Here is a 25,213-nt window from a genome sequence, read left to right on the forward strand (position 1 = left end):
GCTGGGGATCTCTGTTACCTAAAATTATAAAGGGAATAATAATGAAACATAATAAAATCATTACTGCATTGGGATTATGGGCAGTGAGTGCCACTTGTGCCTACGCGACTACGGTAGGCTTTTCACAGGTTGGGTCTGAGAGTGGTTGGCGAACGAGCTTCAGTGAAGCTGTTAAAGCTGAGGCCAAACAGCGGGGTATCGATTTAAAATTTGCCGACGCTCAGCAAAAACAAGAGAACCAAATCAAAGCCGTGCGTAGCTTTATCGCCCAAGGCGTGGATGCCATTATCATCGCGCCCGTGGTGGAAACAGGCTGGAAGCCAGTACTGAGAGAAGCGAAACGCGCCAACATCCCTGTAGTGATAGTAGACCGTAATATCAAGGTCGATGATGATTCCCTATTCCTCACCCGTATTGCCTCCGATTTTACCGAAGAAGGCCGCAAGATTGGCCAATGGCTCATGGATAAAACCCAAGGCAACTGTGATATCGCAGAATTACAGGGCACAGTCGGGGCAACCGCAGCGATTGATCGCGCCACTGGTTTTAACCAAGTGATTGCCAATTATCCCAATGCCAAGATTGTTCGCAGCCAAACCGGCGAATTTACCCGTGCTAAGGGTAAAGAAGTGATGGAAGGTTTCCTCAAGGCCCAAAATGGTCAACCACTGTGCGCCGTTTGGGCGCATAACGATGAAATGGCCCTCGGCGCAGTGCAAGCCATTAAAGAAGCGGGTTTAAAACCGGGCAAAGATATCCTGATTGTCTCTGTGGATGGTGTGCCCGATTACTTTAAGGCCATGGCCGATGGTGATGTGAACGCCACGGTTGAACTTAGCCCTTACTTAGGTGGCCCAGCGTTTGATGCGATTGATGCTTATCTTAAGGGTAACAAGGAGCAGCCTAAGCTTATCAGCACTACGGGTGATGTATTTACCCAAGAAACCGCTGCCGCCGAGTACGAAAAGCGTCGCCAGCAATAGTCAGATTGACGCTTTCTTGGGGAATAGCTATGAGCCTTATTTTAGAACTCAAGCAGATCAGTAAGCACTATCCGGGCGTAAAAGCCCTTGAGGATGTGAGTTTGCGGTTATTTGCGGGGGAAGTTCACGCCCTGCTCGGCGAAAACGGTGCGGGCAAATCGACGCTGGTCAAAGTGATGACGGGCGCTCAGTCAAAAGATATGGGCGACATCCTTTTTCTTGGCGAGCCGCAACACTTCAACACACCAATGGATGCGCAAAAGGCGGGGATCAGCACTGTCTATCAGGAGGTGAACTTAGTGCCTAACCTGACCGTGGCACAAAACCTGTTCCTCGGTTACGAACCGCGTCGCCTTGGTCTTATTCATTTCAAAAAAATGTATGCCGATGCGCGCGCAGTGTTGACCCAGTTTAAGCTGGATATCGATGTTAGCGCGCCGCTGTCGGACTATTCCATCGCGGTGCAACAACTCATTGCCATCGCCCGCGGTGTTGCTATGTCGGCCAAGGTATTAGTACTCGATGAGCCTACGGCGAGCTTAGATGCCAAAGAAGTGCAAGTGCTGTTTGGGATCTTAAATCAGCTCAAAGCCAAGGGTGTGGCCATCGTTTTTATCACTCACTTCCTCGATCAGGTTTACCAGATAAGCGATCGCATTACCGTGCTGCGTAACGGACGTTTTATTGGCGAATATCTTACGGCCGAGCTGCCACAACCTAAGCTGATTGAAACCATGCTCGGGCGCTCACTGCAGGAGCAATTAGTCGATAAACAGGAAAAGGAACATACCGCCATCGATAACAACCGCTCCGCCGAGGCCGTGTTGCTATCCCTTGAAGCCGTGTCGGTAAAGGGCTCGATTCAAGCGATGAATCTCACAGTGCCAAAGGGGCAGGCGGTCGGGCTTGCGGGTCTTTTAGGCTCGGGGCGCAGCGAAGTTTGTAACGCTGTGTTTGGGCTGGATTTAGTCGATAGCGGCAGTATTCACCTTGCGGGTAAGAAGCTGAAACTGTCCCAACCTGTAGATGCGATCAGCGCTGGGATCGCCCTGTGCCCTGAAGATCGCAAGATTGACGGCATTATCGGCCCTCTGTCGATTCGCGAAAACATTATCCTCGCACTGCAGGCGCGTATCGGTTGGTGGCGTTATTTATCTAAAGCTCGGCAGCAGGAAATCGCCCAGTTCTTTATCGATAAATTACAGATTGCGACACCGGACGCGGATAAACCCATAGAACAACTGAGTGGCGGTAATCAGCAGAAAGTGATCCTCGCGCGTTGGTTAGCCATCGAACCCATCTTATTGGTGTTGGATGAACCGACTCGCGGCATCGACATTGGTGCCCACGCTGAAATCGTCAAGCTTATCAGAAGCCTGTGTGATGAGGGGATGTCGCTCTTGGTCGCATCATCCGAGCTTGATGAGCTTGTGGCCTTTTCAAATAAAGTCGTAGTGCTACGGGACAGATATGCCGTACGTGAACTTTCAGGCGCGGAACTGACCTCGCAACATGTAATGCAAGCGATTGCGGAGGGATAAATGAAAAACTCAGCCGAAACCCTATCATCCACGCGCATGTCATCCGATTTGATGCCATCACAGATGAAAGAATCTGAGCGACTGCCGCGGATGCAGGAAAGTCACAAGACCATGAAGCAAGAAAAAAACGCCCGTTACCAAGCGGGCAAATCGACATCCATTGGCCGTTACCTTTGGCCACTATTGGCCTTGAGCATTTTGCTCTTAGCCAACCTGTTTATTGACAGTAATTTCTTCAATATCAGCTATCAAGACGACAGACTCTATGGCTCCTTGATTGATATCTTAAATCGCAGTGCGCCCGTGGCCCTGCTAGCGATTGGTATGAGTTTGGTGATTGCCACAGGCGGAATCGATCTCTCGGTCGGTGCCGTGATGGCGATCTGTGGCGCGGTTTGCGCTAATTTACTGCTGGTGCCTGATATTAACTTAGTCACAGTTATCGCCGCAGGTCTGTGTGTTGGGCTCTTAGCCGGCTGCATCAATGGCGGTCTAGTGAGTTTCTTAGGGATCCAACCTATTGTCGCGACATTACTTTTGATGGTGGCAGGGCGCGGAGTGGCGCAGCTTATCAACCAAGGGCAAATCATCACCTTTCAACACCCAGGTTTTGCCGCCATTGGTGTGGGCCAGTTTTTAGGGCTGCCAATGCCAGTGTGGATTGTGCTTGGCATGTTGACCTTCACCCAATTACTGCTACGTAAAACCGCCTTAGGGCTTTTTATTGAAGCCGTGGGCTGTAACGCCAAGGCGAGTCGCTATCTTGGGATCAATGATAAATCCATTAAATTGTTCGCCTATGCCATTGCGGGTTTATGCGCGGCATTGGCGGGCATGATCAGCACCGCCGATATTCAAGGTTCAGATGCCAATAACGCAGGCCTGTGGCTTGAACTCGATGCCATATTAGCTGTGGTAATCGGCGGCGCCGCACTCACCGGTGGGCGTTTCTCCTTAGTCTTGTCGGTTGTGGGCGCGCTGATCATCCAAACCTTAGCCACTACCATTATCGTCAGCGGCTTACCCGCTAAGTTTAACTTGCTGATCAAGGCCATCGTTATCCTCACTGTGCTGCTGTTGCAATCGGATAAATTTAGGCGCCAATTATCGGCGCTGTTTAAAGCTAATCGTCTTGCTGCAGGATTGGCAGAAAAGGGCGCGAGTGCAAAAGAGTACAAAGCAACAGGAGACAACCAATGATAGCAAGACGTTTTATTCCGCTGTGGATCACCGCCTCATTGCTGTTGACTATGTTTCTGGTGGGGACGATACAGTTTGACGGTTTTGCCAGTGGCAGAGTGGTGACTAACCTGCTGCGTGACAATGCGTTTTTATTGATCACCGCATTAGGCATGACCTTAGTGATTATCTCTGGGGGGATCGATCTTTCGGTTGGCGCCGTCATCGCCTTAAGTGGGGTTGTCAGCAGTTTATTGATCACCGAGTACCAGTGGCATCCGCTGTTAGCCTTTGCGGTTATCCTGCCCCTTGGCACGCTGTTTGGTGCACTCATGGGCACTATTATCCATGTGTATAAGTTACAGCCTTTTATCGTAACGCTTGCGGGTATGTTCCTGGCGCGGGGCTTAGCGACGACGCTCAGCGAAGAGTCGATTGCCATTGACCATCCGTTTTACGATGCGGTGGCCGAGATGAGCATTGCACTGCCAGGCAATGGCGCCCTCGATTTAAGCTCACTGATCTTTATCCTGTTTTTTGTGATTATCGCCATTGTGATGCATTACAGCCGTTTCGGCACCAATGTGTATGCCATTGGTGGCAATCAACATTCTGCTGAACTTATGGGGATTTCTATCGCAAAAACCACCATCAGTATTTACGCCCTTAGCAGCTTTTTGGCGACTTTGGCGGGCATCATCTTTACCTTTTACACCTTCTCTGGCTATGCGCTCGGCGCTATAGGTGTCGAACTGGATGCCATTGCGGCCGTGGTGATTGGCGGTACGTTACTGACGGGCGGCAGTGGATTTGTGGTCGGCACTGTACTTGGAGTGATTTTGATGGGGGTGATCCAAACTTATATCACCTTCGATGGCAGCTTAAGCAGTTGGTGGACCAAGATTGTTATCGGACTCTTATTGTTCTTTTTCATCCTATTACAGAAACTCTTGAATGGACGCAAAGCAAACCATGGATAATCATCAATCACGCTTTAAGGCTTTCAGGCTTATGCCTGTTGCCAGTGCGCTATTGGGCTTAAGTGTTGTCGGTGCTGCTCAGGCGGTTCCAGTGCTTGAGATAAGCCGAACCCAAACCGCAGCGGTAAATCCAAATGCGGTAGATACAGTCACAGTAAACGAGCCATTTATCTCAAGAAGGGCGGATCCTTGGGTGATCCGCGATGATGACGGCAGCTATTATTTTATTGCCTCAGTACCTGAGTTTGACCGCATCGAACTGCGCCACGCCAAAACCATCGACGGTTTACGCCAAGCAACGCCTAAAACCCTGTGGCGCAAGCATGAAACTGGCCCCATGAGTATCGATATTTGGGCGCCAGAGCTGCACAAAATAGATGGTCGCTGGTATATCTACTTTGCGGCCAGCAATAAGGATGTGCGTTTTCATAACCGCATGTTTGTCTTAGGCCTTGAGGGTGACTCGCCGATGACGGGTCAATGGCAAGAGCTTGGCAAGTTGCAATCGGCGCAGGATGCCTTTTCCCTCGATGCGACCAGCTTTAGCCTGAAGGGTGAGCGTTATTTTATTTGGGCGCAGCAGGATAAGGCCAAGCGTTACAACACTGGTTTAGTGATTGCCAAAATGCTATCACCGACTCAACTCTCTGATAACGAAACCATTATCAGCGAGCCCTTATTGGATTGGGAGCGTTTAGGCTTTAAAGTCAACGAAGGCGCAGCTGTGCTGGTTAAAAACGGTAAAGTCTTCGTAACCTATTCCGCCAGTGCCACGGATGACCGTTATGCCATGGGGCTGTTATGGGCCGATGAAAATGCCGATTTACTCGATCCAAAGAGTTGGCATAAATCGGTAAACCCTATCTTTACCACTGAGCCTAGCCTGAACCGCTTTGGCCCTGGCCATAATAGTTTTGTACTGGCAGAGGATGGTAAAACCGAGCTGATGTTCTACCATGCACGTAATTATCTTGAGCTGCAGGGGACGCCATTGACCGACGGCAATAGGCACACTTACTACCGTGCCATTCGCTGGTCGGCGGACGGTTTCCCAGTATTTGATAATCAGCAGAGCGATAGCCAAACCCTGCATCGACAAGACACGCAGTCCCGCTAAATAAGCGAAATGCGTTTAATAGACACGAACAGCACACGTAAGTAATCGAAATAGACAGGTTTTCCATGATAAGAGCAACAAACAGCCCCCTAGTCGAGCAGCGCGCCGATCCCTTTGTGTACCGACATAGCGACGGTTATTACTACTTTACGGGTTCTGTTCCGACCTACGATCGGATTGAACTGCGTAAATCCAAGACCTTAGACGGTTTGCAAGACGCCCAAACCTTCGATATCTGGTTTAAACACCAAAGCGGCCCGATGAGCCGCCACGTATGGGCGCCCGAGATCCATTATCTCGACGGCAAATGGTACATCTACTTTGCGGCCAGCGAAGAGGAAAATATTTGGGCCTTACGCCCCTATGTGCTTGAGTGCCAAGGGCAAGATCCCTTGAATGATACATGGATTGAGCTCGGCATGATGCAGGCGGCCGATGGTGATAATAAGTCCTTTATCGACTTTTCCTTAGATGCGACCATTTTCGAAAACAACGGTAAGCGTTACTTCTGCTGGGCGGAGAAAACTGGCGGTCAATTCGCGGCATCCAACCTGTATCTTGCGGAAATGGCATCGCCCATCAAGTTAAAGACGGCGCAATTTATGCTCACCACCCCAGATTACGATTGGGAGCGAGTCGATTTTTGGGTTAACGAAGGGCCAGCAGTGCTTAAACACCAGGGGAAAATCTTCATTACCTTCTCGGCCAGCGCCACAGGCGCTTGTTATTGCATGGGTTATATGGAGGTCGATGAGCATGCCGACTTGCTCGATCGTAACTCATGGAAGAAAACTCGCCAGCCAGTGCTCAGCACTGATGTCGACAAGCAAATCTATGGCCCAGGCCATAACAGTTTCACCGTCGCTGAAGATGGCATAACACCCATCTGTGTGTACCATGCCCGCGATTATGAACATGCGGTGGGCGACCCTCGCGTGGTACCTAAGACAGATACCCGTCCATTAGCGCAAATTATTAAAGATCCACTCTATGATCCCAATCGCCATGCGCGAATGTTAGCGGTGTCATTTGATGAGAGCGGGCGCCCCTTGTTCAACCTCTACTAATCCATTTACCGCTACAAATGATTCGATAATCGCGGGGAATGCTTCAGCAGCCCCGCATTTTTATATCTGAGTGAAGCGATATTGATTAGACTCGCACGCGCGTTAAAAGTCTTACCACTTATTCCAATAGCTATTTCAATCACTTAAGCGATTCAATCTTTGAACCTAAAGATGTTATATTGCCGCCCGAGCATTCACATTGTGGGTAGGAGTCCTGCCTGAGTGTGGGAGTGAATTTCAGTGATGATGATTTTGCCAAGATCGAGGAGTAGGGATATGGCGATAAATAAGGACAAGCTTAGTGCGGATATTGAAGCTGGATTGGAAGACTTAGCTCAGGAACTCGCTCTGGCACTAGCGGAATATTACGATTGGTGGCTGTCGCAATATCCGGCGGAAACCGTATACGGTTTCTGTCTATACAGCACGCCCTTAGTGGAATATTTAGGCGTCACGCTTTTCACTGAGGAAGGTTTGACTGCCGTCGCACAGAAATATCAAAACGATCATCGTTTTCGGCATAAATCCCTTGCAGAGCTTAAGCAAACGCTGCGCTGGTCGGCCTGCGACTCTCCACATCACGATGAAAATGAAGATATTTTTGAGGCGATTAACGACAAACTGCAATTGCTGCATGAGGACGCTGAATCGCTCGAGTCCGAAGAGGCATTTGATGCTTACCTCAAAGCCTTGTACGCCATATTAGTCAGGGCGCTCAATGAAGTTAAAGCCAAGCGCCCGCTGAACCCGCAGGCAATATTGTTTTCCGTCTGGTTTGGCGATCAAAGCGATGCTGATATCGATTATTTTGTTCAGAGTTGCAATGATAAAGAGATGATTGCTCATTTTTATCAGCAATGGCAATAAATTTTGCCAGCAAAAATTTTCAACGCAACTGGCTTGTTAGCCTGCAACCGACGATATCCTACCCGATATGGACTGATATTTACGGATAGTGACTGATAGCAGCATAGAGCCACCAGCACACATCAGGTAATGCCTAGCGCAGAATCTATGGGTAAGGGGATAAAGAAACAAGGGAAAGCGTCTCACTTTCCCTTGTCTGAATGAGCGTTTTTAGCCCAAGTTCACATATTGCGCTCGGGATGCTCGGCTTATTGAGTCGAGCTTGGCTCGCTTTTTAGCAGGCGCACCTCATATAAACCGCTGGCAATCGAGCCCGGTTTTACCACAAATTTCACCCTGAAGGGCACTGTGCTATCTAAAAGCATGTCGGCGGGAATAGGGTAGTCGACGTTGTAAAATGTCGGGCCCTTATCGGCAGGCAGTGTGACTTCGGCTAGGCGCTTATCGTTGATCAAAATGTCAAAACGTCGCCCAGCATCCAAACCAAAGTAGGTTAAGCGCAATACGGGTTGGAGTTCACCTTTGGCATCGAGTTGATAACTAAACCAATCCTGGGCATGGCGCCAATGGCGATTACCATTAAGGCCCGCTTCACTCTTTGATGCCTTAAAGAAATGATCCGACTCAGGTTGCTGCTCACCGGGCTGCACACTATCTAAGGTTTGCGCCATCAGCTTGGCTTCCATCTGGGCTTTTTGAGCTAACGCTTGCTGTTTCTGCTGCTATTCATCGGGAGCACTCTGGCCAAAATACAAGGTATAGCGGCTGTCGTGCAGACGAAAGAAGGGGATCAGCGTGATTGAGCTAGCTTGATTAGTGCGGGCTTTCCCGGTGGTGAATTGCAGCTGACTCATGGGCTCACGGCGGATTTAGCATGGTTTTCGATGCTAGAACCGACACAACACCACATACTTTCCTGCGCAGATGAATAGACGCGGTAATGGTCGGGGCGCATCGGCGTAAAATACACTAGGCCGCCAGTTTGCGGATGCTGGGACGAGAGGATATGGTTGTAGAGTGCACGTTCGTAGTAATCGATATAACGCAAATGTCATACGGTGTGATAAAAAAGCCCCTTGGTAGGGGCTTTGTCATATTTAAGCGAAATGGCCATAGTTGAATTAAATGGTCATTAAATGAATTACGCCGAGACTTGGCTCGTCACGGCCTTTGGATTGACCTCACGGCTGGTATCAACTTGGCTTGAGTGCGTTTGCTCGGGTAAAGCCTGCTTGATTTCTTCATACACGCGGTCAGAAATCTTATATTTGAACATCAGTAATCCCATCAGCGCGTGGAATGCACCAGGGATAACCGTCAGCATTAATGAAATCCCCGTCAGCGCAAATTCGCTTTGGGTTGCACCGGGTTGATAGTTGAAATAGGTCAACAACATACCCACCACAAAGCCCGCTGCGCCCATGCCTGCTTTTTGGGCGAATGAGATCCCGCCAAAGGCAAGGCCCGACACCCTATGGCCCGTTTTGACTGTGCCGTAATCCACCGACTCGGAAATCACCGACCAGAAGATTGGCGCATGTAAGTCCACCACAAATGAAATGGCAAAATAGAGCACAAAGGCCAGTACTATGTCCCCCGGTTGTACGGCAAAGAACATAATGACACTTAAGATCCCGACGGCAATTTGGCTGTAGCGGAACAGTTTCAGTTTGCAGTAACGCTTAGTGATCCAAGTCGAAGCCACCATGGCCAGAATCGCCGCGCCCACACCGGTCGATAGGAAGGCCGAGAGCATTTTGGCATCGCCGCCCAAGTAGTAGGTGGCGTAGTAGGCCGCCACTGAGCCGCGGATCACATAGCCAATGGTGCCAATCACACAAATCGCGGTTAACACTAACCATTGGTCGTTTTTGAGCAATAATCGCAACTGCATGGCAACAGGCTTAGTTTCAACCTTGTAGGCCACACGCTCTGTGGTAGTAAAAAAGCAAAATAAAAACAACAGTGTTGCCATTAATGCCATCAAACCCATGGCCTTTTGATAACCCGCGGCGATGTCTTCACCGCCCCAGGCTGAAGCTAACATAGGCACAATAATGGTTACTAAAAAGGCGGCAATTTTGGCGAAGAACAAACGATAACCGTTGGCGGATAAGCGCTCTTTCGGATCGTCGGTGATAACGCTGATAATCGAAATATACGGAATAGTCACAGTGGTAAAGATGATAGTGACCAGAATATAGGTCGAGTAGGCCCAGATAAGCTTGGCATTGTAATCCCAGTCTGGGGTCGAGAAGGTTAAGAAGACGGAAATACCAAAGGGAATCGCCATAAACAGGAAGTAGGGGCGATATCTTCCCCAACGGGTGGTCACTTTATCGTTAATAATGCCCATCAAGGGATCGGTAACGGCATCGATAAGACGGACCAGCAGGAACAGGATCCCGACATCGGCGGGCTTTAGCCCAAAAATATCGGTATAAAAGAAGGTAATAATTAACATCATTGACGACATCACCACGTTAACGGCCATGTCCCCGGAGCCGTAACCGATCTTTTCAATGACTGACAATTTTTGAGAACTCATCAGAAATCCTTATTATATTTATTATAAACAGTGAGTTATTGTGTTATTTTGCGGTTTACCGCATCCGCAATGTTAACACATTTTTCTCCTGTTAATTTTTTTGCATTTGATTGTTGCTTCCTTGTCCTGATAGTATGATAACTTAATTCATCATACAATAGCATAATAGCTATTTTGCAAAATGGATGGGGTTCATAAGGAGAATTGATGCTAGCGATAACTGTCACATCGAAAAAAGTCACACCGAAAACAGCCCTAAGACGTCACCTTAAGATGCTCAATTGTGCGCTGCTGGGCATGTTGGCAACCCTAGGTCAAGTTTGTGCCGAGCAGGTGAGTATTCATGATCCTGTGATGGCCAAGGAGGCTGAACAGTATTATCTCTTCAGCACAGGCCCCGGCATTACCTATTATTCCTCCAAGGATAAAGTCCATTGGACACTGGCGGGCCGAGTATTTGAAACCGAACCGAGCTGGGCGAGGGCGGTGGCACCTGGGTTTAACGGCCATTTGTGGGCGCCGGATATTATCGAGCACAATGGGCTGTTCTATCTGTATTACTCAGTGTCTGCCTTTGGTAAAAACACCTCCGCCATTGGGGTGACAGTCAATAAAACCCTCGATAAAAACTCGAAGGACTACCAGTGGACAGATAAGGGCATAATTCTTCAATCCGTGCCTAATCGCGATGCGTGGAATGCCATTGATCCCAATATTATTGTCGATGAAAAGGGTACACCTTGGATGAGTTTTGGCTCCTTCTGGCAAGGGTTAAAACTGGTCAAACTTAATCCAGATTTTATCTCCATCGCCAAGCCAGAAGAGTGGTACACCTTAGCTAAGTTAGAACGCCCAGCGTTAGTTGCCGAAACGGAGCCAGGTCCTGCGCAAATCGAAGCGCCTTTTATCTATAAAAAAGATGATTATTACTATCTATTTGTCTCCTATGGCCTTTGCTGCCGAGGGGATGACAGCACCTACCACTTAGCCGTGGGCCGCGCCAAAACGGTGACAGGGCCTTACCTCGATAAAGAGGGCAAAGACATGGCGCAAGGCGGCGGTTCGGTTTTACTGCACGGCACTAAAGCCTGGCCGGGATTGGGCCATAACAGTGTTTATGCCTTCGACGGTAAAGATTACTTAGTCTTTCATGCCTACGAATCCGCCGATAATGGCTTACAAAAACTCAAGATGGCGGAACTTAGCTGGCGCCAAGGTTGGCCAGAGGTCGATCCTAAGGCGCTCAATCAGTACCAGAGCGTATTAGTTGCACCCGAAGGAACAAAATAATAATGACTCACACAATCAACAAACGAATGGCGGCGCTTGCGCTGGCTATGGGACTTAGCGCGACCTGCTTGGGGGCAGGTAATCTAGATGCAGCAGAGAGTGCTAAGGGCGCGGATGAAAACCGCATTACCGCAGCGACCTTTGCGAATCCGTTATTTCGTAACGGCGCCGATCCATGGCTCGAATACCACAATGGTAACTATTATCTGACCACTACGACTTGGACCTCAGAGTTGGTGATGCGTAAGTCGCCGACCATCGCTGGGCTTGCCGATGCCCCAGCCCACAATATTTGGAGCGGCACCGATAAGTCGAACTGCTGTAACTTTTGGGCGTTCGAATTCCACCCTCTGCAAACCGCACAGGGACTACGTTGGTATGTAATTTACACCTCGGGCGTGGCAGAAAATTTCGATGGCCAGCGAAACCATATCCTAGAGAGTGAAGGCAGCGACCCCATGGGCCCCTACAAGTTTAAGGGCACCCCAATGCCGGATCATTGGAATATCGACGGCAGCTATTTAGAACATCAAGGCCAGCTATATTTCCTCTGGTCGGAATGGCATGGGCAAGATCAAGTCAACTTGATTGCAAAGATGAGCAATCCTTGGACCGTCGAGGGCGAACATAAGGTGATCACTGCGCCTATTCACGACTGGGAAAAATCAGGCTTAAACGTTAACGAAGGTCCTGAGATTATCCAGCATGGGGGCAGAACCTTTTTAGTCCACTCGGCAAGTTTTTGTAACACTGAGGATTATTCCTTAGGCGTGGTCGAACTCACGGGGGATGATCCTATGGATCCAGCCGCATGGACCAAGTTCGACAAGCCCTTCTTTAGTAAGGCGAACGGTGTCTATGGCCCTGGCCATCATGGTTTCTTTAAGTCTCCCGATGGGAAAGAGGATTGGCTTATTTACCATGGCAACTCCTCGGCCTCCGACGGTTGTAGCGGTACCCGCGCAGCCCGTGCACAGCCCTTTACTTGGGATAACAAAGGTTTGCCCAAATTTGGTGAACCTATGGCGGATAAAAAACAACTGCCCGTCCCAAGTGGCGAGTTTGGTCCGATAACCGCCCAAGTGGAAGGCGTAAAATACCGCATCATGAGCCGTGACGTTGGTCAATGCCTGGTGACCAATGCCAAGGGCAAAGTCAGTGTCGGTAAGTGCGAGGGTGACAACAGCCAATGGGTTATCGACCCGAGTAACGATGGCCTGTATCGCTTTGCTAATGTGGGTCAGGGAACCTTTTTAACCCAGGCTCAGTGTCAAGATGAGTCTTCAACGGCACTGAATACTGCGCCTTGGGTCGCATCCCGTTGCCAGCGTTGGTCGGTGGATTCTACCCGTGAGGGCTGGTTCCGCTTTGCCAACGATCGCTCAATCGGCAATCTGCAGGCAAAAAACTGTAGCAAAAAGGCCGGCGCGGAAGTGGTCGCGGGCGAAAACCACGTCAGTGAATGCACAGATTGGCGGATTGAGCCTGTGTCAACATTTGCCATAGTCAACGCCCACAGTGGCCGCGTGGTGAGTGCAGATCAATGTCATGTTCAAGCTAATGCCAATGTGGCCCAGTTTGAATATACGGGCGGTGCCTGCCAGCAGTGGCAAGCCATGCCGACGACGGACGGCTTTTATCGCCTGCAATCCCTCCAGCTTTCAAACCAAACTACGCCTCAGTGCCTTGTGACCAATGAAGGTAATCTTCAACTGGGAGCCTGTAATGCGATCGACAGTGAGTTCCGCAGCGAATTGATGCCTAATGGTTCATTACGGGTGGTGTCCCGTAAGGGCGGTTCGTCAATGAAAGTGGCCAATGGCTCCTATGCCAATGGCGATAATATTGTGGAAGACGTATGGAAAAACACCATCTCACAACAGTTCTACTTTAGAGAGGTGAAATAATTTATCCCTTTGAAATAACTGAGCATCACCACGGCGGTGGCTAATCGCTTGCTTGTAATGTCGTTTAAGTTGAGGTCGCTTAACGGCATCTTAGTTGAGCCTAGATTGCTCGGCACCAGGGCAGTAATTGTGTATGCAGTTACTGCTCTTTTTTATACTGTAAATGACAGCCACAGAAGACGTATTGCAAGCGGCGTGACTTGCATAAATTTGGTGCTGCTTTGCACCAATTTAACGCAATCACTGACTAAGTTGTCGCTTAATTGGTTAGTGTTATTCAATAAAATCAAATAATTAATAAGGTGGCACCCTTTGTGCTTTACATCATTCGCATTCAGTCACGGATGCAACACAATTTGAATTTAAGCGCATAGCTCTGGCTGTGTGCTGGCAACGAAGCCTGCGATCTGACTGCCTTTAGGTAGCCCGGATGCGGGCTTTTTTATGGGCAAAATTTGGCTGTCGAGTCAGCCGCCAAAGGCCTTAAGGACAAAACAATGCAGCAGACCAAACAGATTCTGGTGATCGGCAACGGCATGGTGGGGCACCATTTTGTTGATCAATTGCGGGCCAAAGACCCAGCGGCGCAGATTACTGTGCTTTGTGGTGAAGCTCAGCTGGCATATGACAGGGTGCATTTATCCGGCTATTTCAGCGGCACCAGCGCGGAGCAACTGGCGTTAACGACAGAAGAAGCCTATCAGGCGGCTCATATTCAATACCGCTTAAATTGTTGGGTGGAGCAAATAGACCGCGAGCAGCAGCTAGTTGTAACCCGTCAGGGCGGGCAGTTTTATTACGACGAGCTGGTGCTGGCGACAGGCTCTTACGCCTTTGTGCCGCCTATTCCTGGTAATGATCAGCCACATTGTCTGGTGTATCGCACTTTGCAGGATTTGGAGGCGATAGCAAAAAGCGCTGCTGTAAGCAAAGTGGGGGTAGTGATAGGCGGTGGTTTGCTTGGGCTGGAAGCGGCCAATGCGCTGAAACAACTGGGTTTACAAACTCATGTGGTGGAGTTTGCGCCACAACTGATGGCGGTGCAGCTGGATCAGGGCGGCGGCCAGATGTTAAGCCAGAAAATTACAGACTTGGGTGTGCAGGTGCATACCGGCAAAGCGACTCAGGCCATAGTAGCTGGCGCTGAATGTCGTTATCAGTTGCAGTTTGCTGATGGCGAAAGTTTAGAGACGGACTTAGTGTTGTTTTCTGCCGGGATCAGGCCTTATGACCAGTTGGCGCGCAGCTGTGGTTTAGCTGTGGGTGATAGAGGTGGCATTGTCGTCAATGATCAGTGCCAGACGTCCGACCCCCATATTTATGCCATAGGTGAATGTGCTTTGTGGCAGCAAAAGATTTTTGGTCTGGTGGCACCGGGTTATCAGATGGCGCGTGTGGTGGTCAGCCAACTGACAGGGGGCGAGCAAAAATTTAGCGGGGCTGATATGAGCACCAAGCTGAAACTGCTGGGTGTGGAAGTCGGTTCTATTGGCGATGCCCATGCCAGAACGCCCGGCGCCTTAAGCTATATATTTACCGACCCGCGTGCTCAGGTCTACAAAAAAATGGTGGTAAGCTCCGACGGTAAACGACTGCTGGGGGCTGTATTGGTCGGCGACACCAGTAACTATGACAGTCTGCTGCAGTATGCCCTCAACGATATGCTGCTGCCCAAACAACCGGAGCAACTGATTTTACCTGCAGCGTCCGGCGCACCTTTAGCTGCTTTAACCTTACCCAACAGCGCGACCATTTGTTCCTGCCATAACGTGGCCAAAGGCGACATAGTGGCGGCGATGGACAGTGGTTGCTGCGATTTGACCAGCGTTAAAAGCTGCACCAAGGCCAGTACGGGTTGTGGCGGTTGTACTGCTTTGCTCAAATCCGTAGTGGATGATGAGTTAAAAAGCCGTGGTGTGGAGGTAAAAAATCATCTCTGTGAACACTTTGCTTATTCCCGCCAGGAATTGCTGCATTTAGTCCAGGTCGGCGGTATTAAAACCTTTGCCGAACTCTTGAGTCGTCATGGTCAGGGTTTGGGCTGTGATATTTGTAAGCCGACAGTGGGCTCTATTCTGGCGTCGAGCTGGAATGATTATGTACTGAAAAAGCCTCATATAGGTTTGCAGGACACCAACGATACCTTTCTTGCCAATATGCAAAAGGACGGTTCTTATTCAGTAGTGCCGCGTATTGCTGGTGGTGAAATCACCGCAGAAAAACTGCTGGTGATAGGTCAGGTGGCTTTGGATTTTAACCTCTACACCAAAATTACTGGTGGTCAGCGGATCGACTTGTTTGGCGCCCGTTTGGAGCAGTTACCCGCTATTTGGCAGCGTTTGGTCGATGCGGGTTTTGAGACAGGCCATGCCTATGGCAAGTCGCTGCGTACAGTCAAATCTTGTGTGGGCAGTACCTGGTGTCGTTATGGCGTGCAGGATAGTGTCGGTCAGGCTATAGCTATCGAAAACCGCTATAAAGGTTTACGTGCGCCACACAAAATCAAAATGGCAGTGTCGGGTTGTACCCGCGAATGTGCTGAAGCGCAAAGCAAAGACATTGGCATTATTGCCACCGAAAACGGCTGGAACCTGTATGTCTGCGGTAATGGCGGTATGAGGCCACGTCACGCCGACTTATTTGCCACCGACCTCGATACCGACACCTTAATCCGCTACATAGACCGCATTCTGATGTTGTATATCCGCACAGCCGACCGTTTGCAGCGCACCTCCGTTTGGATGGAAAAACTGGATGGTGGTTTGGACTATCTGCGTAAAGTCATTATCGACGACGAGCTGGGAATAGGTACAGAGCTGGAAAACCAGATGGCGGCTTTAGTGAATACTTATGCCTGTGAGTGGAAAGCCACGCAGGAAGACCCGCAAGCGCTGAAACGTTTTCGCCAGTTTGTAAACAGTCCGGATGCAGATGAAAACATCGTTTTTGTTGAGGAACGTGCGCAAATTCGCCCTGCTACTGCAGAAGAAAAACGCCAGTGGCAACAACAAATCCCCATCACAGAGCTGCCTGTAAAGGCTTTAGCAGAGGAGAACTAATATGGCCTGGACTGATATTTGTGCTTTTGAAGACTTAGTCGAAAACAGCGGTATTTGCGCTTTGCTGAATGGCCAGCAAGTGGCGGTGTTTTTGCTGGAGCTGCAAGGCGAGCCGCAGATTTATGCGGTAGGAAATTACGATCCGCTTGGTAAGGCGAATGTGTTGTCGCGCGGTATGGTGGGTTCTATAGGTGAGCAAATCGTAGTGGCGTCACCTTTGTATAAACAGCACTTTGACCTGACGACAGGCCAGTGCTTAGAACAACCTGAAGTGGTGATCCCTGTGTATGGCGTCAAGCTGCAACAGGGCAGAGTATGGCTGAATGCTGAATTACAAAATCAACAAGCATCAGCGGCTTGATCGCAGGGTTCGCAGAAATCCGTGATAAAGGCAAAGGACAAGGCAGACAGACAAAACAGCATCAAAGGGTGGTAAGCAAGATGAGTGTGATCAGTCATTTACTACGGGTACCACAGGCAGTGCAGTGGCTGTCTGGCTGGAACTGGAAAGGCGAAACGGCTGATTCTGGGCAGCAAAAACCAGCTGGCAAAGGCCAGGTGATGCTGATAGGTGCAGGGCCTGGTGATCCTGAACTACTCACAGTCAAAGCTCAGCGTTTATTGCAGCAGGCTGATGTGCTGTTGTTTGATAGTTTAGTCTCGGCTGAACTATTGGCGATAGCGCCACGGCGTTGTAAAAAAGTCTTTGTGGGTAAAAGAGCCGGCCGTCATGCGATGCCGCAACAAGAGATCAACCAGTTGCTTGTTGAATACGGTCAGCAAGGTGGTTTAGTGGTGCGGTTAAAAGGTGGCGACCCGGCGATTTTTGGCCGGGTGTCGGAAGAAGCCGCAGCTTTAGAGCAGGCAGGTATTGCTTTTGCAATAGTGCCTGGTGTCACCAGCGCCTGCGCGGCATCAGCTTATTGTGGTATTCCGCTGACTGCCCGTGGTAGTGCAACTTCAGTGCAGTTTTTAACAGCGCAGTTTGCTGATCCAAACAAACAACCTGACTGGTCTGGTTTTCAGTACAGAGCCAATGGTTCTAACCCAACCTTGGTGGTTTATATGGGGCTGAACCGCTTACAGCAATTGTGTGCAGGTTTAGTTTCTGTTGGTTGGCCGGACGATACACCCATTGCACTTTTGGATCAGGTCAGTACCCCACAGCAAAGCCAGCTACAGGGTACTTTGACTGATATCAGTGAGCGTCTTGCGGCTCAGCCTTTAGCTGGTCCAACTTTGATAGTGGTGGGTGAGGTGCTAAAGCAGCGGATGAAAGTGGACTTAAGCCTATTACAGCAAGTGGCCGTTGAGAACTAATTCAGTTATTTCCTTGCGTTGCTTATTGGCGAGTAGGCAACGTAAGTTGCCTGAGTGCGACTAAGCTGAGCGATAATTTCTAGTCCAGCTTAGTTTCTAGTCCAGCTTATATTGTCGGCTGTAATGCTATCAGCCACAAAATAATCAGTGCCTGTAATACACACAGTGATTGCCAAAACCTTAGGGGGTGGCGCTCAATCAGGCTACGCTGTTTTTGAAACTCAGCATTGGGATGACGTAAATCATATAAAAATTCAGATAAGACTGGGTAACGTTTATTGGGATCCGGCTGCAATGCTTTTTGTAAGGTGAAATCCAGCCATACTGGTAGCTCGCTGTCATTACTTAATACCGATTGATAGCGCAATTTTCTCTGCGCCTTAATACTTTTGGCTCGAGCCGCATCGGGGCCATAAGGAAAACGCCCTGACAACAGATGGTAAGTTAATACTGCCAGTGAATATAAATCTGATTGTTCCGTGCCAGCGAGCCCTAAAAAATACTCAGGCGCAGTGTACAGGGCTGTACCGGGAATGTTCCCCGCCACTTCATCATCCGTCTGTAAGCCTGCCAACCGCGCTGCACCAAAATCGATAATTTTAACCAGACCTTGAGGGGTGATCATTAGATTATCTGGGCGGATATCTTGATGCAGAATCTCGCTGCGGTGCAACGCTTGTAAGCCTTTTCCCAATTGCTCAACGATGCCTCTAACTTGCTCTAGCGTAGGTTCAGGGTGATCCCGTTGCCACTGTTTCAAGGTCTGACCTTCGACATATTCGAATAAGGTATATAGGGCAGTGCGGGTTCGATTGATACTTGCTGGACGCAGTACATGATGGCTGTGGACTCTCTTGGCTATCCATTCTTCGCGCATGAGCGAGTCGAGATATTCGGACTGTTCGGCTAAATCTATCGATGGCGCCTTAAGCACCATCAATTGCTCGTTACTGGTATCTTGCACCAAATAAACATGGCTGCGGCTGCTTTGTTGTAAGGAACGGATCACCTGCATACCGTCCAATGTTTCACCCGGTTGCAGCAATGGTGGGAAACCTAACGCGGACTCTATACAACTGGGCACACTGTTATCATTTGCCAGAGTATCAATTCTAACCACCTGCAGCGTGATATTATCCTCACTACCTGCGGCAAATGCGGTTTCGCCCAGTTGCTGGGCCAGTAGTGATAGATCTTGCGATGGAGTGATTAGTGCAATTTTTTCAATAATTTGCGCTTGTGTTAATCGTTCAAATAGACCATCTGTTGCCAAGAGAAACACATCTCCAGGCTGCAAAGGCAAACTGTAATAATCAGGTTCGAGTACTGCACCAGCTCCCATAGCTTGACTTAAAAAATTAGCGCTACCCCGCCAAACTCTGTGGTCACGCGTCAATTGTTCTAATTGCTGATCACGCAGAAGATAAATCCGGCTATCCCCAACATGTAACAGATGCGCATGACGCTGTTTTAGTATTAAAGCACTAAAGGTACAGACATAGCCCTTATCAGGATCTAACCCAAAGGGGCTATTACGATTTTGGGCGTATAGCCAGTTATGGCTTGCCTTTAGTACCTGCAAGGCGGCATGGCGGACTGACCAAGCATCACTGGTACAGTAATAGTCTACGAGAAAACTGTTTACAGCCGTTTCACTGGCAATCTGGCTCACAGAACTACTGCTTATCCCATCGGCCACTGCCAATACTATGCCTTTGCGGCTTAATTCAGGCTCTTCGGGCTGATAGGCCCCCATGCAGTCTTGATTTATCGCTTTGCGGCCAGCACTGGAGTACTGGCCAATGGAGACTTGCAGCGATGATGCTGGCAATTTCATTAAAATTTAGCCAGTGTTGCTGACGAAGGTCCGGTGGTCTTTGCTGTAAGGTGACGTTTTGGGGCCGTTTTATAGTGAGTGCTATAGAGGGTTAAACCGGTAAAGGCTAAACCACCGACCAGATTGCCCAAAGCAGTGGGAATTTCATTCCAGAGTAGATAATCCATAACCGAAAAATCACCGCCCATCATCATGGCAAAAGGGAATAAAAACATATTGACCACTGAGTGCTCAAAACCCATAAAAAAGAACAACATAATAGGCATCCACATCGCCAGCACTTTGCCACTGACATGGGTTGATATCATTGCCCCAACAACGCCCATCGATACCATCCAGTTGCATAACATGCCGCGCAGGAAAATCGTCATCCAGCCAGCTGTGCCATATTCAGCATAACCTAAGGTTCGGGCTTTACCGACACCCGCAAGTTTATCGCCAACGGCGCCGGCTTCGGTGTTAAATCCCATCGTTAATACAAAAGCCATCATGCCCGCGACCGTCAAAGCGCCAAGGAAATTGCCGGTAAATACCAGTCCCCAGTTGCGTAATACCCCTTGAACAGTGACGCCAGGGCGGCGGTCGAGTAATGCCAGAGGCGTCAGAACAAACACCCCCGTCAGTAAATCAAATCCCATTAGGTACAACATAATAAAACCCACAGGGAATAGCATGGAACCCACTAAAAATGAACCGGTTTGTACGGCGACAGTGACAGCAAAAACAGCGGCTAACGCTAAAATTGCTCCCGCCATATAGGCGCGGATCATAGTATCTCGGGTTGACATAAAAATTTTGGATTCGCCGGCATCAACCATTTTGGTCACGAACTCAGCGGGTACTAAATAAGCCATAGATTCACCTCTAACTATTATTGTTACTGTGGTTTTTCAGGCGTTTTTAGAAAACAAAAAAGGTGTCCGGATCATGCTGTTTCCAGATGATCGCGGGACACCTTTGTCCTGAATCTGCTCCCCATTGCACCAAAACGGTAGCGTGATTAGCACAGCTTACATTCTGAACAACCAGGGAAGATGTTTGAAGGTGACACCACCTTCTGCACACTCACTACGCAACTTTGATGCCAGTGAATAAATTAAATACAAGGTAATGATTTTAATTGGTTTTATATAATGCTTATTTAAACCGTCGCCCCTAGCGAGTACCATTTCTGTGCATTTACTGCACTGTTAAAGGGCGATAAAGGGTAAATGCCTGCTATTGAGATAGCAACAATATGCTAACAATTCAGCATGGCTGCGGCTTGAGGACAGTCAATACCTATGTGGAATAGCGATTGCTAGCTTTGCACCAACGCCAGCAACTCAGAGTGAATGGATGAACTATCAGACAACCCAGTTTCTACTGGCAGCTAAACAGGCTGAAATTAACGCATTAGAGCAACTTTCTGCCAATTGCTTATTGGTGACTGGCATTAGCGAATTGGTGCATCAGCTGCAACGTGAGCGTGGTATCAGTAATATTTTTCTCGCTTCGGGTTGTGAGTTATTTGCACAACAACGTCAACAGCAACTGCTGCAAACGACCAAAGCTGAACAACAGCTACGGACGCAATTAACTCAGCAATATCTACAGGCAAAAGATCTGTGTAATAACAGTCGGCTGCTCAATGGGATCTCTCTGGCATTACAGTGCTTAGATAGATTGGCGGCATTACGTGAAAAGGTAAGCAAGCAGCAATTGATGCCGCCGCAGTCCACAGAAGCCTACAGTAGTTTAATCGCGACATGGCTTGTGGTGGTGCAGGATTCAACAGATCTCGTCTGTGATGCAGACATTACCCGATTATTGGTGGCGCTGTTTAACTTATTGCAAATCAAAGAATATGCAGGGCAGGAACGCGCTTGGGGGGCGATAGGGTTAGCCTCTGGTCAGCTAACCACAGAGTTGGGGGAGCGTTTGTTATTGCTACAACAAGCACAACAGCAGAGTGCTGTTGTCTTTTTAGAGTTTGCTTCTGAGGAGCAACAACTGCAGTGGCATCAACAAGAACAAGGCTTGGCAACCAAACAACTTCAACAGTTAAGAACGCTGATGCAGCAACTGTCAGGCACAACAACGCCAGTGCCTGCGGTGAGTGATCTTTGGTATCAGTTTGCGACTGAACGCATGGATGAGATGCATCAATTACAGATTAAACTGACTGCTCAGTTGCAAAAGCTTACCTTTATCACGGTAAGTGCAGCGCAGCAGCAATTGCAGCGTCATCCAGCCAAACTCACCCAATTTGGTGAGCAGCCGATGAATTTTAGAGTCAGCATCTTCATTGATCCTAGCATGCAAGGTATGTGTGGGTTTTCGGCGACACCGCTGCTTGCAGCTCCTCAAAGCATGAATGCGCCCAATCGCTCTTTTTATCAGTTATTGTCCGAACAGGCTCAGCATATCCGCACTATGCAAACTGAGCTTGCGGATGCACGTCGAGCCATGGGGGAGCAAAAGCTGATTGACCGAGCCAAGTTATTGCTGATGCAGTATAAAAACTTGACGGAAGCGCAGGCTTATCGTCAATTACAACAAAGTGCGATGAAACAACGTAGCAGTATTGCAGATGTGGCCGATGCGGTAGTAAAAGTGCTTATGCAATAGCGGCAAATACTCACGGGTTTGTTTTATGTGTCCCGCGAAAGTGAGCTTGGCGTCCATGCTAAGCTCATTTTCATCAACGTATTCAGTCCCTTTACCTGGGAAAATGTAGTCCTAAGTGTTGCTGTTTTGGGTTACTGCTGAAATGCAATAACAGGTGTAGATACTGGCTCAACCTTGATTGTCATATCAGGGGGTTTGATCAATGGTATAGCTTGCACTTGGCCAGTTCTTTTTGACGACATCTTGTAAGAACTGCTGCTTTTCAGCCTTGAGTTGTTCCATATTGAGTTCTACAAACGCTTGAGCCTCGGCTTTAGACTTTAAAACGGGATAATTGATTTCAGCAGCATTGGCATTTTTTAAAATCTTGGCTAATTTAGCCCTCGCCATAACAACTTGATTTTGAGCAACATCTAACAATTGCATGGCTTCTTTGCTGTTGTGCGCATGGGAACCATGTGATGACACCACATAATCCCATCGCCACTGTGCATGCCTGATATCCATTAGGGCACTCTCTAAATCGGACCATTTTTGTCCATGATCCCAAGCGGCGCCCGCCTCTATATGAGCTTTAACAAGCAGTTTTTCAACGACAGTGCGTTTGTTATCAAGTTCACGTTTATTGCTTGCGATTTGCTTATTGAGATCCGCGGCACTTTCATGGCAGCCCGAGCACTTAGTATCAAAATTATTGAAACTGCTGGTAATTTTATGGCTAGTAAAGCTATTGCCATCTTTAGATGTGGTTTCTGCCATGTGGCAATCAACACAACCAATCTCACTTTGTGCGTGAATGCTTCGGCTCCATTGTTCAAATTCAGGATGGCGAGCCTTGGCGAGGGGAACACCGGAAATGGGATGAACAAAGTCAAAGAAACGCCTAGTGTCATAGTATTTTTCTATGTTGTCAGCATCGTTACCGAATATCCAAGGGATATTCACCGCGTTCGATTTTTCTGGCTGAAAGTAATAGGTGACATGGCACTGACCACAAACTTGAGATGATTTGACGGCAAGGGTTTGCTTTTCAAAGGGCATGTGTATTTTATTCATCGCATTCTTGGCATGCACCCTCGGCAGATCTAAGGCTGCAGTTCCTTGCTGGTGGCAATCATCACAGCCAACACTGACATCCATGGCATACGCTGCCTCGGCAAAGGTTTTACTCGCAAATCCTTGCTCACCGAGTGTTTGAGTTAAGTGAACTGCGCCAGGGGCTTTGCAGGACCAACAACTTGCACCCGGATCGCCCTGTGCTTTACTGCCGCTTCCTGTTCGTAAGACGTTAGTAACGTCCATAATGGCGAATTGATGACCCCGAGGACTATTGTATTCTTTTGCGTAAGGTGAGCCCGCGTAAAGCAGCACTAAATCTGGGCGTTCTTCAAGTAAATCGACTCTTTGATTCGATTCTGCCGTCGCTTTCCAACCTTGTCGTGCGAGTTCAACACGGTTGTTGTCATTAGCCATTGCTGAAAATGAGATCAGCCCAAGTAAGAAGATTGATGTTGTATTCATAGATACTGTACCTAGGTTGTTTTTATATACAATAACTTACATCAACATTTATTATTTATACCTCTTTTTAAATAACCCCTAATTAATGTGAGACAAGGCACCTAATATTGTAAATTTATAGGTCACAGTGTGACCTGAGGCCCATAACTGAGTAGGTGATATATTGCACTGGCCTATATCAGTTAACTTTTTGAATATGCCGATTGATGGAACAATCGACTGGGCATTAAGCACATCATGTTTGGTCATATGGGAAAAAGAAAAGCCAGAATGAGTTTTGAGGTAACAGCGATAAAGTGGACTAAATCAAAGCTTAATCAAAGGGGTTAAGATGCCATCCTTGCCAGTGAGGTCTTTACCTTCACGTAGTACTTGAATGGCAGCATTGATATCAAAAGTAGGTGTGGTCATAAATCATCTCTTTTTGGTATAGCTTAAAGAAATGACACAGAAATTTGAACACTACCAAGAAATGGTACACCCGAGTGGACTCGAACCACCGGAGGCTGTTCATAATTCTGTGTCAGATTAATCTCACAGATCGATATAGTTTTCTAAACGCCCCTCAAAATATTATTTCTCCTGACCACAACAAAAGTCCCATGCTTTTATTCTGGCTTCACCTTTAATGGGATAGTTTGGGTGTGGTAGAAAATTAATTTTAACCCCAGAGTTTAAGGTTGCTTTTATTGCACAATATGTCATTTTAAAGCTTCCTCTATAGTATTCAATTTCAAGCTTTTCTAGTGATTGAATTTTACTACTTCTGAGGAGTGAATCGCGGAGTTTGCTTGAAAAACAAAGTATTATCGAAGGTTCTATAATACTAATCAATTTTTCAAGAATTGGCTCACACAACTCAATGTCTTTTGAGCTTATCTGAGACTCATTGTGAGATCTAAAAAAACAATAATTTGATTGAGTTATCTTTGATATAAAATCATCACCGAAATGTTTTCGACAAAATGGATATATTCTAGATAGCGAACCAACATCTTCAGTTAAGAAATTTGCTTTTTTTATTTCTGTTTGAGGTTCGTATTCTTCTCCCTTTGAGGCTCCCCAGTTGAATCCTATAACAAGTGGGCCATTTTTTTCGAGAGTAGAGGCAACTAAAGAATAGGACCATTTATGCCCATTTTCTAAGCAATACTTACTTATGTCGGATTTGGTATATATATTATTCAGCTCATTTAAAAGCTTTGATAGTTCGATATCCACTGAAAACTCCTTAGGCTTAATTTAGGTTAATCCAAATGCCAGGGCGGGATCATACTTTGTTAACAGTAGGGAACTTCTTCGTATCTGCATGATCTGATCGGGCATGTTATTCTACTGAGCCTAATCCATGTCCTTATTTGAACACTTGAAACTCATCGAAGACCCT

At 48.0% G+C, this 25,213-nt stretch carries 21 protein-coding genes; 13 read left to right on the forward strand and 8 right to left on the reverse strand.

Features of this window, described 5'->3' with window-relative positions; genetic code table 11:
- Positions 1–41 precede the first annotated feature (41 nt).
- The 7 genes from MJO46_RS02030 (at position 42) to MJO46_RS02060 (ending at position 7,734) form a co-directional block, all read left to right on the forward strand.
- Entirely contained in the window at positions 42–983 is a 942-nt protein-coding gene (locus MJO46_RS02030; protein WP_144346532.1) for an ABC transporter substrate-binding protein, read from the forward strand.
- A gap of 29 nt (positions 984–1,012) precedes the next feature.
- Entirely contained in the window at positions 1,013–2,524 is a 1,512-nt protein-coding gene (locus MJO46_RS02035) for a sugar ABC transporter ATP-binding protein (RefSeq protein WP_253987892.1), read from the forward strand.
- On the forward strand, positions 2,525–3,724 hold the full coding sequence (locus tag MJO46_RS02040) for an ABC transporter permease (RefSeq protein WP_253987893.1): 1,200 nt from the start codon (positions 2,525–2,527) through the stop codon (positions 3,722–3,724). It abuts the gene before it with no gap.
- Positions 3,721–4,683, forward strand: a complete 963-nt coding sequence (gene yjfF, locus MJO46_RS02045; RefSeq protein ID WP_253987894.1) for a galactofuranose ABC transporter, permease protein YjfF — start codon at positions 3,721–3,723, stop codon at positions 4,681–4,683. The genes MJO46_RS02040 and yjfF overlap by 4 nt, the downstream gene beginning before the upstream one ends.
- A complete protein-coding gene (locus MJO46_RS02050) occupies positions 4,658–5,800 on the forward strand; it encodes a family 43 glycosylhydrolase (protein WP_253987895.1) in 1,143 nt (380 codons plus the stop codon). Before yjfF ends, MJO46_RS02050 begins: the two co-directional genes overlap by 26 nt.
- A 65-nt stretch (positions 5,801–5,865) precedes the next feature.
- Positions 5,866–6,867: a family 43 glycosylhydrolase gene (locus tag MJO46_RS02055; RefSeq protein ID WP_253987896.1), complete on the forward strand. Its 1,002-nt coding sequence runs from the start codon at positions 5,866–5,868 to the stop codon at positions 6,865–6,867.
- A 276-nt stretch (positions 6,868–7,143) separates the two neighbouring features.
- The gene (locus MJO46_RS02060) at positions 7,144–7,734 is read left to right on the forward strand and encodes a DUF4303 domain-containing protein (RefSeq protein WP_253987897.1); all 591 of its coding nucleotides are present in this window, start codon (positions 7,144–7,146) and stop codon (positions 7,732–7,734) included.
- A 248-nt stretch (positions 7,735–7,982) separates the two neighbouring features.
- On the opposite strand, the gene MJO46_RS02065 is transcribed toward MJO46_RS02060, so the two are convergent.
- The 4 genes from MJO46_RS02065 to MJO46_RS02080 form a co-directional block, all read right to left on the reverse strand.
- Complete coding sequence (locus MJO46_RS02065; RefSeq protein WP_253987898.1) at positions 7,983–8,420, reverse strand: DUF6805 domain-containing protein; 438 nt, start codon at positions 8,418–8,420, stop codon at positions 7,983–7,985.
- Between the two features lie 36 nt (positions 8,421–8,456).
- Entirely contained in the window at positions 8,457–8,588 is a 132-nt protein-coding gene (locus tag MJO46_RS02070; protein WP_253987899.1) for a DUF4986 domain-containing protein, read from the reverse strand.
- A complete protein-coding gene (locus MJO46_RS02075; protein WP_253987900.1) occupies positions 8,585–8,782 on the reverse strand; it encodes a beta-L-arabinofuranosidase domain-containing protein in 198 nt (65 codons plus the stop codon). Before MJO46_RS02075 ends, MJO46_RS02070 begins: the two co-directional genes overlap by 4 nt.
- 93 nt (positions 8,783–8,875) lie before the next feature.
- A complete protein-coding gene (locus MJO46_RS02080; RefSeq protein WP_253987901.1) occupies positions 8,876–10,282 on the reverse strand; it encodes an MFS transporter in 1,407 nt (468 codons plus the stop codon).
- Positions 10,283–10,489: 207 nt separating this feature from the next.
- Here MJO46_RS02080 and MJO46_RS02085 point away from each other — a divergent pair, with 207 nt between their 5' ends.
- The 5 genes from MJO46_RS02085 to cobA all read left to right on the forward strand — a co-directional run bounded on the left by MJO46_RS02085 (position 10,490) and on the right by cobA (position 17,858).
- Positions 10,490–11,572: an arabinan endo-1,5-alpha-L-arabinosidase gene (locus MJO46_RS02085; protein ID WP_253987902.1), complete on the forward strand. Its 1,083-nt coding sequence runs from the start codon at positions 10,490–10,492 to the stop codon at positions 11,570–11,572.
- Positions 11,573–11,574: 2 nt separating this feature from the next.
- Positions 11,575–13,479: a family 43 glycosylhydrolase gene (locus tag MJO46_RS02090; protein ID WP_253987903.1), complete on the forward strand. Its 1,905-nt coding sequence runs from the start codon at positions 11,575–11,577 to the stop codon at positions 13,477–13,479.
- A gap of 497 nt (positions 13,480–13,976) precedes the next feature.
- Positions 13,977–16,538 (forward strand): nitrite reductase large subunit NirB, encoded by a 2,562-nt coding sequence (gene nirB / locus MJO46_RS02095; RefSeq protein WP_253987904.1) that lies wholly within the window; start codon positions 13,977–13,979, stop codon positions 16,536–16,538.
- Position 16,539: 1 nt separating this feature from the next.
- On the forward strand, positions 16,540–16,899 hold the full coding sequence (nirD, locus tag MJO46_RS02100) for a nitrite reductase small subunit NirD (protein WP_253987905.1): 360 nt from the start codon (positions 16,540–16,542) through the stop codon (positions 16,897–16,899).
- An 80-nt stretch (positions 16,900–16,979) separates the two neighbouring features.
- Positions 16,980–17,858, forward strand: a complete 879-nt coding sequence (gene cobA / locus MJO46_RS02105) for a uroporphyrinogen-III C-methyltransferase (RefSeq protein ID WP_253987906.1) — start codon at positions 16,980–16,982, stop codon at positions 17,856–17,858.
- A gap of 106 nt (positions 17,859–17,964) precedes the next feature.
- On the opposite strand, the gene MJO46_RS02110 is transcribed toward cobA, so the two are convergent.
- Together MJO46_RS02110 and MJO46_RS02115 are read right to left on the reverse strand one after the other, a co-directional pair.
- Positions 17,965–19,695, reverse strand: a complete 1,731-nt coding sequence (locus MJO46_RS02110) for a bifunctional protein-serine/threonine kinase/phosphatase (protein WP_253987907.1) — start codon at positions 19,693–19,695, stop codon at positions 17,965–17,967.
- Positions 19,695–20,549, reverse strand: a complete 855-nt coding sequence (locus MJO46_RS02115) for a formate/nitrite transporter family protein (RefSeq protein ID WP_253987908.1) — start codon at positions 20,547–20,549, stop codon at positions 19,695–19,697. The genes MJO46_RS02110 and MJO46_RS02115 overlap by 1 nt, the downstream gene beginning before the upstream one ends.
- A 484-nt stretch (positions 20,550–21,033) precedes the next feature.
- On the opposite strand from MJO46_RS02115, the gene MJO46_RS02120 reads away from it, so the two are divergent.
- Entirely contained in the window at positions 21,034–22,305 is a 1,272-nt protein-coding gene (locus MJO46_RS02120) for a nitrate regulatory protein (protein ID WP_253987909.1), read from the forward strand.
- 186 nt (positions 22,306–22,491) lie between these two features.
- On the opposite strand, the gene MJO46_RS02125 is transcribed toward MJO46_RS02120, so the two are convergent.
- A complete protein-coding gene (locus tag MJO46_RS02125) occupies positions 22,492–23,826 on the reverse strand; it encodes an ammonia-forming cytochrome c nitrite reductase subunit c552 (RefSeq protein WP_253987910.1) in 1,335 nt (444 codons plus the stop codon).
- Between the two features lie 573 nt (positions 23,827–24,399).
- Entirely contained in the window at positions 24,400–25,047 is a 648-nt protein-coding gene (locus MJO46_RS02130) for a hypothetical protein (protein ID WP_253987911.1), read from the reverse strand.
- Positions 25,048–25,213: the final 166 nt, after the last annotated feature.

It is taken from the genome of Shewanella sp. KJ2020 (assembly GCF_024197625.1).
In the GTDB taxonomy this organism is placed as follows: Bacteria; Pseudomonadota; Gammaproteobacteria; order Enterobacterales; family Shewanellaceae; genus Shewanella.